Source organism: Methanonatronarchaeum thermophilum (genome assembly GCF_002153915.1).
GTDB classification, from domain to species: Archaea; Halobacteriota; Methanonatronarchaeia; order Methanonatronarchaeales; family Methanonatronarchaeaceae; genus Methanonatronarchaeum; species Methanonatronarchaeum thermophilum.
In genome coordinates this window covers 153,953-167,500 of record NZ_MRZU01000002.1, presented here as the reverse complement: position 1 = coordinate 167,500, position 13,548 = coordinate 153,953, and the positions used below count along the sequence as shown (strand labels likewise).

Here is a 13,548-nt window from a genome sequence, read left to right as displayed (position 1 = left end):
CAACGAAATAACCTATGGTGGTGAATGGCAGGTTGATGAAGAAGGAAGCTCCGCAACAGATGATGTATTAACGTTCACTGCTGACGCAAAAGCTGATGGTGTTATTGCTGGTGACTATTATGTAAACATCAGTCACGGTGATTACAAGCTAAATGGTACAACGATATTTGGTGTTACAGTTGACTTGACTTCAGATGCTGAAGACCAATATGAGTTTGATCCAGCCGCATCTGAAAGATGGGACGGCTCACTACTAGACGCAGACGGCGAAGCAATAGAAAACTACAATGTAACAATACACCACTTCAACGAGTTAGAAGAAACCCTGACCGAGTTGGATCAAAGGAATACTGGTGATGATGGTGAGTGGGTTGGTACATTCAGCCCTGTTGACGCATCAATCTACAACATAACAATAGAACAATGGAAAGCAAACACAACAGACATAACACAAACACCTGACAAAGAAAATGAGACCCAACTGAACTTCAATGTTGAAACCGCAGAAGACTGGCTAGAAGCAGACGTTGACCCAACAAGCGCAGTGGAAGCAATAGAGACAGCAGAACTTGAACTCAACATAACCAACTTCGAAGACATAACAGACGACTGGACCGACCTTGACGAAGAATCGGGTGTAATATACGTTCTTGAAGGCGTAGACATGAACGTCAGCGACACAGAAATAATAACCGAAGATTGGACAGTAGTAAATGAAACAGATGATAATATTGTTGAAGATATTGGAATCTATTCAGAACTAGATGACGATGAAAAAGTATACGAAAAACTAGTAATAGTACATGAAGGACCAACAGTACATGAAGGACCAACTGATGATCCTGAACTAACGGTTGAAACAGAATTTGCTGATTCCGGTACACTCGACATAACAGCATACGTAGAAACAATCTATGACGGAGAACACAACTTTTCAACAGCTAATGTTAGTGAAGGTCATATTGATCTGCATGGAGTGACTACGTTTGAGGTGGATGAGCCTGAGAATCTGCAGATTGTTGATGATAAGTTCTTCTGGAGCGATGACGTGGATGATGAGCTTGATGAGGACACTCCGATAACAGTGTTGCCAACATCTGATGAAGCAGATAAGCTTGAAGATGCTGATGAAGGAATACTCAATGCAAGTGACGATGGACTTTATTACGAAGCTAATGAATACTTTTACGTATTCACAGTGAAAGATGAAGATGGAGATGCCCTACCATTCGATGAGGATAATGTTACAGAGATAAAGATTGAAGGTGCAGGAGTAGACGAAGTATACGAAGCCGGTGAAGACACACTACCAGAACTAGATGTCGCAGATTCAGATGAGTTGAATGTTTCATTCACACCTACTGAAGCTGGTGAAGTTGAAATAACCATAATTGCAAACATAACCGGTGATGATGAAGAAGTTACCAAGACCTTTGATGTAGAAGGGCTTTCAGGTGATGTTGAGCTTGATGGAGAAGAAATAGACAGCGTTACTTGGGGTGAAGCGGAAGAACTACTTGCACACATAACCAAGGATGACAGCAACCAGAACAACGCAATAGTCACAGTATCCCAGGAGTGGGGTGACGAAGGGGACGAATTCCTCGAAATCGATGGACAGGTTGAAGACATAGACGCAGGCGAATACGAATTTGAACTAACTGATGAATGGTGGGAAAACGTAACCACAGGTGACCTCAACATATCCGCATACAAACTAGACGCTGACGACCAAATCACAGAAGCATTCTATGAGAACATAACCATAGAGATGGATGAAGTCTTTGAAATAGAAGTCGAGCCAAACGAGTTCACAGCTGGAATGGCACATGAGTACATCAACATAACAGTAACCGAGGATGGTGAACCAGTAACAGACATAGAAGATGACTTCGACGACTACACAATAGAACTCGACATCAGAACAGACGAAACAATAACAGTAGAGAGTGGTGAATTCGATGAGATAGATGCAGATGAAGGAGAATACCAGATCGAGCCTGACAGAGAACTCATCTTCAATGAGTCAGCTGAACTAGAAGTCACTGTAGAATACAAGGATCAAGTTGGTGGAACAGGAACCTTTGACGCAATACTCCCAACAATCACCTATGAAATAGAAGCATTTGACAAAGACAACGAAACATACAACACCTTCACAGATGAAGACGAATTCACAGCAACAGCAGACTTCGACAAATTCTACAACATAACCATATGGGCAGAAGACATACACGGCGAACCAATCGAAGACGGAACAATCTGGCTAATAAACGAAACCAAAGAACAACTAGATGACGCACACTTAGACACAGACACAATGGATAATGACAACAAGCTTGAATTGAACGAGAGTGGAATGGCTGAATTCACATTCGAACCAAACGAAACAGTAGAAGTCATGTGGCAAATCGCAGGTGAAGACGTAGACAGAGATCTAAACGCAACAATAGAAGATCCAAGCTTGGTTGCTGAACAACCAGAGATAGAGATGGTTGAGGAGCGGACAGGCGTAACATCAACAATAGTTGATGACAAATCACACCTAGATGTCCTCTACGATGAACGGAATGAAATAAGATTCTTTGTCGGGCCAGCTGACGACCGGGATGCACCACTTGACAACCTACGTGTTGTCATTGACGGAGCAATTGAAGCCGGTACAGTTGACGCTGGAACCAGCTGGAGCGACCAACATGACGCTCAGACGGTGAAGATAGCAGTCACACCAAACGCCTTAGGTGACGAAATAGCCGACATCTACGTCGGAGACAAAGACGACGACAAAACAACAATAATGGATAACGACGAAGTAGGACACCTCGATTCTTACGAACTTGAGGATGTAACCAAAGAACTTGAACTCGAGATAGTGACAGATGAAGACGATTGGGTTGAAGGAGAAGACATCGAGTTCAGAGTGACAGCCGACGATGAAGCTGTAGAAGACGCAACCATCGCATTCAACGATGAAGAAGAAGCAACTACCGATGAAGATGGATACGCAACACTAACATTCGAAGATGCAGGAACATACACAGTGATAGCAGAGAAAGATGACGAAATAGACTACGATGCAAAAGAAGACATAACCTATGAAGACGGTGAAGTTGAAATAGAGATCGCTGAAGTACCAGGATTCACAGCACTAATCGCATTAATCGCAATGCTCGGAGCACTTGCAGCAATACTCTACAGAAAGAACAAACAACAAAGCTAATTGAGACTGGGCATTAGCCCAACTCTCAACCCTTTTATTATTTTTTTTAATTCTAATTTTTATTGATAACTCTATAATTTAGATAATTTTAAAAAAAATATTTTGAAACTTTTAGATTATTTTTTTTGAATTTTTTTGGGTTTTTGTTCGAGAGATTTTTTTGTTTTTCTTTTGATTTTTAATTGATGTTGGGTTTTTTGTGTTGGGGGGGTTGGGTTTATCTTTGTGTATGTTTTATGTTTGTTTTGGTGGTGTTTTTTTATGAGTAGTGATTTTGGTATTAGTGTTGATATTGGGACTAGTGGTGTTAGGGCGCAGGCTGTTGATCTTGGTAGGTCTAAGGTGGTTTCTACGGCTATTACTATGAATCATCCGATTCCTGGTGCGAATGTTATGGATCATCTTTCTTTTAGTATTGAGCGTGGTGGTGATTGTGCTCATAACCTGATTATTGGTACTGTTAATAAGTTGGTTGGTTTGTTGGATATTGATACGCGTGATGTAAATCGGGTTGCTGTTTGTGGTAATCCGATTCAGTTGTCTATTTTTGAGGATATTGAGATTCGGGATCTTGCTTTTGCTGGTGAGAGTGCTATTAGGCGTCGTGATATTAGGTCTCCTGATAGGGATGGTAAGGTTGTTTCGTCTGTTGATGTTGGTTTGGAGTTGGGTACTGATGCGGATGTGTATATTCCGCCTGCTATTAAGCATGAGGTTGGTGCTGATGCGCTTGCTATGATGGTTAAGACTGATTTTTTAGAGCGTGATGAACCTACGTTGGTTACTGATTATGGTACTAATGCTGAGATGGCTATTAAGACTGGTGATGATGAGATTTATAGTGGTAGTGCGGCTGCTGGACCTGCTATGGAGGGTCAGCATATCTATCGTGGTATGTTGGCGAGTCCTGGTGCGATATCTGATGTAGATCCGAAGTCTTGGCGTTCAATTGTGTTGGATGATGATTTGAATCCACAGCTTGGAGATATAGTTGACCCTGAAACCGGTGAAATCATGGATAGAGGGGAGATGCATGACATGGCTAAGGGTATTACAGGTACAGGTGTTATAGCCGCTATATCAAGTGGTTTAGAGAGTGGGTTGATAAAGAGACCAAACTTCACCACCCCAGATGGAAAGATCTATCTCCAGGATAAAATCCCAATCACTGAGAAAGATTTTTTGGAGGCTAGTAAGGCGTTTGGTGCTATCAGAGCAGGCCACATGACCTTGTTGAAAGCTACAGATACCGAGCAGGAAGACCTGCACAACATGTATATGAGTGGTGCAAGCGGTACATACGTAGATGCAAGGAAGGCACAAAACGTTGGTTTGGTACCACCAAGCGTTAATGAAATACATCAGGTCGGTAACACATCCCTTAAATTAGCAACAGACCTGTTAATGGATCCAGAAGAAATCGATCGACTACAAGAAATCGCCGACTCAATACGAGCAAAACACATAATGTTCGCAGAAAGCAAGACATTTGAAAAAATCTTTATCCAAGAACTAGCCTACTGGCAAGAAGGAATGCCATTCAAAATGTACAACGACTTCCTAGAACGAAGCAACATCTCCCGCCTACCAACAAAAGTAAAAAAAGCAGAAATATACGAAAAAGTCGACAGAGACATCATAGAAATAGGAGAAAAAGGCCTAAAAATCCTAAAACGAATCGGCGGAATAATCCAAAAAGAATTCGAAGGATGCACCGGATGCCAAAAATGCGTCAAAAGCTGTCCAGAAAAAGCCATAACAGTAAAAGAAACCCCCACCAGCCATTCAATCGAACTAGAAACAGCAAAATGCCTAGGACACGGATGCCTAAGATGCGAACGAGAATGCCCACAAAACGTCCTAAAAATCACAAAAATGGACCTAAAACCATTCAACAAAGAAACAACCTGCCCCGAATAAAAACAAACACCAACCACCACCCTTTTTTTATTTTATTTTTTTTAAAACAAACACCAACAAACTAATACCCTACTATTCTGGGTTATATTTTTTTTTGAATTCATAAGTTAGGAAGAATATTTTATTGAATTCATAAGTTAAGGAGATTTGGTAGTTGTTTTGTTATATCTTAATTTGTTGTGTTTGTGTTTGTGGGTTGGTTTGATTGGTTTTTAGGTTGTATTGGTTATTTATGTCGTTGGATGTTGGTTTTTTGGATGGTGTGCATGGGGATTATCGTGTGTTTGATGCTGGTTTGATTGTTGTTGAGGATTGGGTTAGGATGCGGTGTCGGTTTGGTTGTAGTTCTTATGGTAGGTTTTTTAGTTGTCCTCCTTTTACTCCGTCTGTTGAGGAGACTCGTGCGTTGGTTGGTGAGTATGATTGGGCGGTTATGTTGTTTTTTAGGGATTTGGATCCTGGTGTGGAGACTTCTAGTGAGGGTCATTATTTTCAGGAGCAGATTAAGGGTGTTCATGAGAAGATGTTGGAGGTGGAGCGTCAGGCTTTTTTAAATGGTTTTTATAAGGCATTTGCTTTTTGGGGATTGCCTTGTGGGTTCTGCAATGAATGCACAGTGAACAATAACTCTGGAGATGATAATGTTGGTTGTAGTAAGGATGTTTGTAGGCATCCCGGTAAAGTACGTCCAACTATTGAGGGATGTGGAATCGATGCATTTCAAACGGCAGAAAGAATCGGGATAGATCTTGAGATACTGCTTGACCCTAGTGACAAAACAACAATCTACTCAATACTACTCCTAGACTAAAAAAATAACTGAAGGCGCATAACACTTGAAAATGGATATCTGTTCAATGAATCAAACGGTTTGATGTTCAAAAAAAGTATGTTTCTCTGTGTTTTTTGGTAGGCTGGTTGTTTTTTTGGTTTATTTTGTTGGTTTTTTTTGGTTTGTGTTTGTTTGGATTTGGTTGAGTATTTGTGTTCGGTAGTTGTTGAATTGTGGGCTTGTTCTGTCTCTTTCTCTTGGTAGGTTTATTTTTATTGTGTTTTTGATTGTTCCTGGTCTTTGTGTCATTATTGTGATTTTGTCTGCTAGGTATACTGCTTCGTCGACGTTGTGTGTTACGAATAGGATGGTTTTTTTTGTTTTTTGCCATATTTTGAGTAGTTCTTTTTGCATTTGGTTTCTTGTTTGTGCGTCTAGTGCTCCGAATGGTTCGTCCATTAGTAGTACGGTTGGGTTGTTTGCTAGTGTTCTTGCTATTGATACTCTTTGTTTCATTCCTCCGCTTAGTTGGTGTGGGTAGTTGTCTTCGAATCCTTGCAGTCCGACTAGTTTGGTGTATTGTTTGGCTATTTTTTTCCTTTGTTTTTTTGGTGTGTTTTGTATTTCGAGGCCGAATTCTATGTTTTGTGTTACGGTTCTCCATGGGAATAGTGTGTATTCTTGGAATACTAGTCCTGTTTTTGGTGTTGGTTTTTTTATGGGTTTTCCTTGTATGAGTGTTTTTCCTTTGGTTGGTTGTTCTAGGCCTGCTATTATTCTTAGTAGTGTTGATTTTCCGCATCCGCTGGGTCCGACTAGGCAGGTGAATTCTCCTTGTTTGATTGTTAGGTTGACGTTTTGTAGGGCTTTTATGGGTTTTTTTTGGTTGTATGTTTTGTTGAGGTTTTTGATTTCTATGTCGTTTTGGTTTTGGTTTATTGCCATTTTATCACTTTGTTTTTTGTTTCTTCTATTGCTTTGCTGATTGTTAGTCCGACTATTCCGGTCATTATCATTCCTGCTACCATTTGTGGGTATTGTCCTATTCTTCCGCGTTCCCAGATGAAGTATCCGATGCCTATTCTTGATTCTATTAGCATTTCTGCTGCGACTATTGTCATCCATCCGATTCCGATGCCTATTTTCATTCCGTTTACGATGGAGGGTAGTGCGCTTGGTATTATTACTTTTTGGAGTATTTGGAGTTTGCTGGCTCCTAGTGTTTTTGCGATTTCTATTAGTCGTTTGTCTACTGATTGTACTCCGTATACTGTGTTTAGTATTAGTGGGAATATTACGCCTATGAAGACTATGAATATGGGTCTTAGCCATCCGATTCCGATTAGGAATATTGCTATTGGTATCCAGGCTATTGGTGGTATGTTTCTGATTAGGTGTACGGAGGGGTTGAACATGTTGTTGGCTGTGGGTGAGTATCCTATTGCTAAGCCTAGGGGTATTCCTATTGTTAGTGCGATCATGAATGCGATTAGTACTCGGCCTAGGCTGTAGCTGATGTGTAGTATTGTTCCGTATCGGGTTATTGGGCCTATTTGTTGTGTGAACAGGGAGTCTATGAATCCATGCCATGTTTCTATTGGTGTTGGGAGGCTTGATATTCCAAAGCCAGGGATATCGTAGATTCCTGCTCTAGCTGTTGTTACTAAAACATGCCAAACAAGAATTAATAGTAGTATTGACAGTGTTTTCAGTAGGGGCGACCTAAATTTTTTTGTTTGTTGTAGTATTGTTGTTTTTATTTTATTAATCTCCATTTTTCTGGCTCCCAACACCAAATAGAATATGTTGAGTATTGCTAACAACAGACCAACGCAGATAATTTTTAGAATATAGGGTATGGTATGGTATGGTATGGGTTTAAGGTTTACCAATTTTTAATTTGGCTTTCTGTTTTGTTGTGTTGTGTTTTTAGAGTGTTAGTCCTGTTTTTTCGGCGGCTAGTATTAGTATGAATTCTTGTACTGTTCCTGTGCCTGGTACTGCGACTTTTTTATTATTTAGGTCTTGTATTGCGTTAATATTTTCCTTGGTTATTAGTGCGCTGCCTTCTGTGTTTACGCCTGCGATTATTGTTATTTTGGCGTCGGTGTTTATTGTGTGTGTTGCTGCTGGTGCTATTCCGAGGTAGGCTATGTCTACTTTGTTGTCGTATATTCCTTGTCTCATTAGTTCTGCGCCGTTTGCGTATGGTGTTCCTGCTGCGTGTTGGACGTTTAGTCCGACTTGTTGGTATAGCTGTAGTTCGTGGGCTGTTATGTATGTTATTTGGTGGAGGTCTTGTATTAGGTAGCCTACGTTTATTGTGTGGGTTTGGTTGTCTGTTAGTTGTTTGATTTGTTGTGGTGTTTTGTCTTTGTGTTGTATGGCCCAATCTAGGTATTTGTGGGTTGTTAGGTTGTTTGCGTAGTTTTCTGCGGTTTGGTAGTTGGTGGCTTTCCATTTGTGTTTGTCGTATATCTCTAGTTCAAGTTGTTTTTGTAGGAATGTTGTTATGTCGGTTTGGTTGAGTTGGTGTGTGTATTTTATGTTGGGTAGTGCGAGCTGGATTACTTCTTGTTGTCTTTCTGTGAAGTCTTTTGATTGTTGTATCAGTGTGGTGTGGTTTTGGTGTGTTGGGTTTTTGGCTTCGTTGACCCAGTTTGTGGCGTGTATGTGTGTCCATGTCATTCTTTTGAGTATGTTGTCTGCTGTTTCTTCTCCTGTTTTTGTGTACCAGTTGTTGTTGTAGGCTAGTATGCAGCATGGGTGGTTTGGCCATATTTCTCCGGATTGGAATAGTATTTTGCCGTGGCCTTCGTGTACTGCTTGTGAGTTGTATGGTTCCCAACCGATGAATCCGTGTATGCTTCCTGCTTTGAGTTCGTCGATCATTGATTGTCCGTCTCTGTCCACGACGTTTATGTCTGTGGTTGTTATGCAGCCGGTTGTGTGTATTAGTAGTATTATTGTTATCAGTAGTGTGGTTGTTGTTAGGGTTTTGATGTAATACTTCATATAATAATTATATGTACTTTATTAGGTATATTTTGTTCTTAGATAGTGGTATATGTTCTTATTGATTCGTTAACTAGGGTATATAAAATTTATTTTTGTTTCCGGGGTTTAAATGGGTTTTATAGGGTTTTAGGGTTTTTTTGGTTGTTTATTCATGGTTTTTTAGTTACGGAGTTCGGATAACATCGATAATTTTATATGATTATTTAAGATATATTCTAGTTGATTTTTTAGATATAGAAATCGATGAGGAATAGATATTATGGATATAAAACAAAATTTAATGGACGCTTTGAGTGGGGAAGATGTAGAAACAACACCTGTAGCTTCGGTAACACAGACCGGTACAGAAGATTTAATGGAGAGATCCGGTGCTGCATGGCCTGAAGCCCACAGTGACCCCCAAAAAATGTTTGACCTGGCATACGCTGCACACGAACTAGGTGGTCTGGAAGCTGTCAGACTCCAATACTGTCTAACAGTTCAAGCAGAAGCACTTGGTGCAGAAGTAGACATGGGTAGCCATGGACAACAACCAAGCATAGAAGGACATCCCTTCGAAGAAAGTCCAGAAGAGTTTGAACTACCAGATGACTATTTAGAGAGAGGCCGAATCCCAAACGTAATTGAAGCAGTAGAAATAGCAAAAGAAGAAGTAGGAGACGACGTAGCAATAATAGTTGGTTTCGCCGGACCTACAACACTCGCAGCACACCTAACAAGCACAGAAACATTCATGAAATGGTTCCTAACCAACCCAGAAAAAGTAGACCACATACTCGGACCAGCAACACAAGCAACAATCGAATACGGAAACGCATTAATAGACGCAGGAGCCGACATACTAAGCGTCTGCGACCCAGTAGCATCACCAGAACTACTCAGCCCAAACATGTTTGAAGACAAACTAGCAGCAACACTCGAAGACTTCGCAAACGAAACAACCAGCGTAAACGTACTCCACATCTGCGGAAACTCAACCGCAATAATCGACCAGATGGCAGCAACAGGATTCGACGCAATAAGCATAGAAGAAAAAGTCGACGTACAAGAAGCCAAAAACATGGCAAACGGAACAGCAATCGTCGGAACAGTCTCAACAGCAAACACAATGCTAAGAGGAAAACCAGACGAAGTCAAAGCAGAAGCAAAAGAAAACCTCGACGCAGGAATCGACGTACTCGCACCAAGCTGCGGAATAGCACCAGGAACACCACTCGAAGCAATAAAAGCACTAGTCGACGCAAGAAACGAATACTACTAACAAAAAACTACTAACAAAAAAAGGACAAGGGTTAACAGTTGTGGGTACAAAGCCAACCAAAGGCTAAAATACCCACAAAAACCCAAACTCCAAAAAAACAAAAATTCTACAACACTATTTCTCGCTATTGATCTATCTTATTTTTTTGTTTTAGAGTTGTTTTAGGTGGTTTTAGGTTTTTATTTTTTGTTTGAATTTGAAGACTTTGGTTGGTCCTTTTAGTGGTTTGTGTCCTGCTTTTTTTAGTAGTTGTCTGGCTTGTTTTGGTGTGTATCCTCTTCCTTTTGATGTGTCTTTTTGTGTGTCTCTTGGGTTTGGTCCTGTTTCTGCGTATATTTGGTTGGCTCCGGCTATTAGGGGTATTAGTGTTGGTTCGTGGACTCCCATTGCATCGATTGTGTTGTTTGTTGTTAGTCTGGTTATTGCTATTGTTTTGGCGAGTTTTTGTTGTGTTATTCTTTGTGTGTTTGATTTTGGGCCTTTTTTTGGTGGTTGTCTCCACATGCATGCGTGGTTGACTGCGTTGTATTCGATGCCTCTGTATATTTCTTTTGTTATTTCTTGTGGTGTGTGTTCGTTGCCTATTGGTTCTACGCAGTAGCTTAGGTCTAGTTCTGAGTTTTTGATTGCTTTTAGTGTTTTTATTCTTTTTTGGGGGTTGATGTCTGTGTCTTCTCCTTCTCTTAGTCGGTGTACGTGGTATGCTCCTTGGAATCCTGTTTCCACGAGTTTTTGGGCTTGTTTTTGGTTGAAGTCTCCTATGTTTGCTACTAATGGTAGTTTTGGTGATATGTTTTGTCTGACTTTTTCTGCTATTTCTATGTATTTTTGGAATGGGTAGTCTGCGGTTGTCATTAGGAATATTGCGTTGACTCCTTGTTGTTCGAACTTGATGGCTTTTTTTACTACCTGGTTGGGTGTTAGTTCGTGGTTTTCGGTGAATGGTGTGTAGTCTTCGGCTAGGTTGCAGAACTGGCATTTTTCTGGACATGGTTTTATGTTTATTCCGATTTGGCCGTATACTTCTCCTTGGTTGTTGAATTGGTTTCTGGTGAGTTGGTTTGCTTTGTTTATTAATTGGTAGTATTCTGGTGTGTTTATCTCTATGTTTTGGAGTTTTTCTGTGTCTTGTTCTGTTAGTTGTGTTGGGGGTTTCTGTAGGATTTTGGAGGTTTCTGTGTTGTTTTTTGTTTTTTGGTTTTTCATTTTGTTCCTCTATGTGTTTTTCTTTATTCTTGTTTATAAGGGCTGTGGGAAACCTTATTAATTAAGTTCAAACTAAATTATTAGATGGATAGAAATGGATAAAGAACAATGCAACTGCCAGATAGAAAGCCAACTAATCTCCCCAAACACATACATGAAAATCATCAACCACAAACTACGTAAAAAAATACTACACACACTACACAAACAAACACTCAACCAACCAACAACAAAAAAACAAATCGCCAAACAACTCAACATAAAATACGAAAAAATCAACTACCAACTAAACAACCACCTAAACGAGTTCTGGACCACCAAAAAAACCAAAAAAATCCGAGGCACAATCCAACAATACATCGCACCAAAAACACCAAACTCAATATACATAAACATCGGCCAAGAAAAAATCATATTCATCATAGACCCACTCGCAAACCTATACGGTAAAATACAGACAGTGGGAACCAGATGCGACCAATGCACAAAAAAACAACAAAAAAAATGTCTAAAACAAATCAAAAACCAAAAATGCTTCCAACAAAACAAAAAACACAAAACAAAATGGAAAAAACTACTACAAACAAACAACCGAAAAAACCACACAGCAATCGACTACATGATAGCCTGCGAAATAACAAAAATAGTAGACCAAGACAACTGCATACTACAACTAACAAACAACAACTGTCCATTCCTCAAAAAAATAAAAAACTAATCCTTAAAACCACTACAACAACTCAAAAAATCAACCGCCAACCACTTATAAGGCAAAAAATGCAGATGCTGAAAAGAACCAACAGTATTATGCCTGGTTAAACCATCCCAACCACCATCAATACCAACACCCCTACACACCTTAAAACAAAACTCCGGATCACTCAAACCCTCAACCCTAGAATGATGAAACTCATGAGCCCTAAACCTAGAACCACCAAATAAAGGATTATCCACAGTCGACTCAACCTCCGTATACCCTACAACACGATCCTCACCAACAACACCAACTCCCGATAACGCACCAACAAACTCAAAACACTCACCACCATAACGCAACTCATCAAGTAAGTAAAGAAAACCACCACACTCACCAAAAATAGGCATACCACCCAACGAAGCCTCCCTAACATCCTCCCTAAGACCCCTATTCTCCATCAACTCCCTACCAAACTCCTCCGGATACCCCCCACCAAAATAAAGACCATCAACATCAGGCAAACCATCCCGAATAGGACTAAAGAAAACAAGCTCCGCACCCAAACCACGCAAAATATCAAAATTATCCTGATAATAAAACGTAAAAGCCTCATCCAACGCAACCCCAACCCTAACATCAAACCCACCAACAACACTAGAACCAACACTATAATCCATACTATAGCCAAAATTAGATCTATCGATTTTGGATCTATTGGTTTGGTGTTTGTTGGTTTTTTGTGGTCTATTTGTTTTTGGGTTATTTGCAATCTCGACCAATCTATCGAGGTTGATTGTTTTTTTGATTGTTTCTCGTAGTCCGGATGTGTGTTTTTCTATATTTTTTTGCGGCATTTCGTTTGCTGGAATCAACCCTAGGTGTCGGTATGGAATCTCCATTTCGCTGTTTCTATGTATTAATCCAACTATCTCTACATCTGTGAACTTATTGATGGCTTTGATTAATTTACGTTCGTGTTTTTCACTGCCTACTTTGTTTAAGATTACACCTTGTATATCGGCGTTTTTGAAGTTTTTCACTCCATTGATTATAGCGGCTGCGGTTTTGGTGATTGAGGTAACATCTAATACCAAGATTATTGGACAGCCTAACGTATTAGCCACCTGGTAGGTGCTACCGACATCTGAATCGATATCCAGTCCTTCGTATAGCCCTCTAACCCCCTCTATAACAGATATATCGCAGTCGATGGCTGCATTATAAAAACATTCCTCCATATCTTTTTCATCCATCACATAGCCATCAAGGTTCCGCGAAGGCCTACCGGTCACATATTCATGGTATGTAGTATCGATGTAGTCAAGGCCGGCTTTAAACCCCTGAACACTATAACCCTGTTCGGTTAAAGCAGCCATAATACCTGTAGCTATCGTGGTCTTACCAGCAGAACTACGGTCAGCAGCTAAAACAACACGGGGAACAACCATAAAAAC

General features: G+C 40.2%; 10 protein-coding genes (1 of these 10 running past the window's edge). 5 read left to right on the top strand and 5 right to left on the bottom strand.

Features of this window, described 5'->3' with window-relative positions:
* The 3 genes from AMET1_RS00875 to AMET1_RS00865 form a co-directional block, all read left to right on the top strand.
* A protein-coding gene (locus AMET1_RS00875; protein ID WP_143406784.1) for a hypothetical protein crosses the window boundary here: on the top strand, positions 1–3,220 show its 3' portion. The gene continues 1,169 nt to the left of window position 1, outside the view; the window shows 3,220 of its 4,389 coding nt (coding positions 1,170–4,389); the start codon falls outside the window, past its left edge; its stop codon occupies positions 3,218–3,220.
* Between the two features lie 261 nt (positions 3,221–3,481).
* Positions 3,482–5,140 (top strand): methylamine methyltransferase corrinoid protein reductive activase, encoded by a 1,659-nt coding sequence (locus AMET1_RS00870; protein WP_086636598.1) that lies wholly within the window; start codon positions 3,482–3,484, stop codon positions 5,138–5,140.
* A gap of 232 nt (positions 5,141–5,372) precedes the next feature.
* Positions 5,373–5,951: a DUF2284 domain-containing protein gene (locus AMET1_RS00865; protein WP_143406783.1), complete on the top strand. Its 579-nt coding sequence runs from the start codon at positions 5,373–5,375 to the stop codon at positions 5,949–5,951.
* Between the two features lie 120 nt (positions 5,952–6,071).
* On the opposite strand, the gene AMET1_RS00860 is transcribed toward AMET1_RS00865, so the two are convergent.
* The 3 genes from AMET1_RS00860 to AMET1_RS00850 all read right to left on the bottom strand — a co-directional run bounded on the left by AMET1_RS00860 (position 6,072) and on the right by AMET1_RS00850 (position 8,927).
* Positions 6,072–6,857, bottom strand: coding sequence for an ABC transporter ATP-binding protein (locus AMET1_RS00860; RefSeq protein WP_086636596.1), 786 nt, complete (start codon positions 6,855–6,857; stop codon positions 6,072–6,074).
* A complete protein-coding gene (locus tag AMET1_RS00855) occupies positions 6,848–7,687 on the bottom strand; it encodes an ABC transporter permease (protein ID WP_086636595.1) in 840 nt (279 codons plus the stop codon). The genes AMET1_RS00860 and AMET1_RS00855 overlap by 10 nt, the downstream gene beginning before the upstream one ends.
* Positions 7,688–7,841: 154 nt before the next feature.
* Positions 7,842–8,927: an ABC transporter substrate-binding protein gene (locus AMET1_RS00850; RefSeq protein ID WP_086636594.1), complete on the bottom strand. Its 1,086-nt coding sequence runs from the start codon at positions 8,925–8,927 to the stop codon at positions 7,842–7,844.
* A gap of 262 nt (positions 8,928–9,189) precedes the next feature.
* Here AMET1_RS00850 and mtaA point away from each other — a divergent pair, with 262 nt between their 5' ends.
* Positions 9,190–10,191, top strand: a complete 1,002-nt coding sequence (mtaA, locus tag AMET1_RS00845) for a methylcobamide:CoM methyltransferase MtaA (protein ID WP_086636593.1) — start codon at positions 9,190–9,192, stop codon at positions 10,189–10,191.
* A 171-nt stretch (positions 10,192–10,362) separates the two neighbouring features.
* On the opposite strand, the gene AMET1_RS00840 is transcribed toward mtaA, so the two are convergent.
* The gene (locus AMET1_RS00840) at positions 10,363–11,397 is read right to left on the bottom strand and encodes a hypothetical protein (RefSeq protein WP_086636592.1); all 1,035 of its coding nucleotides are present in this window, start codon (positions 11,395–11,397) and stop codon (positions 10,363–10,365) included.
* A gap of 94 nt (positions 11,398–11,491) precedes the next feature.
* Here AMET1_RS00840 and AMET1_RS00835 point away from each other — a divergent pair, with 94 nt between their 5' ends.
* Positions 11,492–12,115 carry a hypothetical protein gene (locus AMET1_RS00835; protein WP_086636591.1) on the top strand — a complete coding sequence of 208 codons (624 nt, stop codon included), beginning with the start codon at positions 11,492–11,494 and terminating at the stop codon, positions 12,113–12,115.
* Here AMET1_RS00835 and AMET1_RS00830 read toward each other — a convergent pair.
* Positions 12,112–13,542, bottom strand: a complete 1,431-nt coding sequence (locus AMET1_RS00830; RefSeq protein ID WP_086636590.1) for a cobyrinate a,c-diamide synthase — start codon at positions 13,540–13,542, stop codon at positions 12,112–12,114. The two genes, AMET1_RS00835 and AMET1_RS00830, sit on opposite strands and share 4 nt — an antisense overlap.
* Between the last annotated feature and the right edge of the window lie 6 nt (positions 13,543–13,548).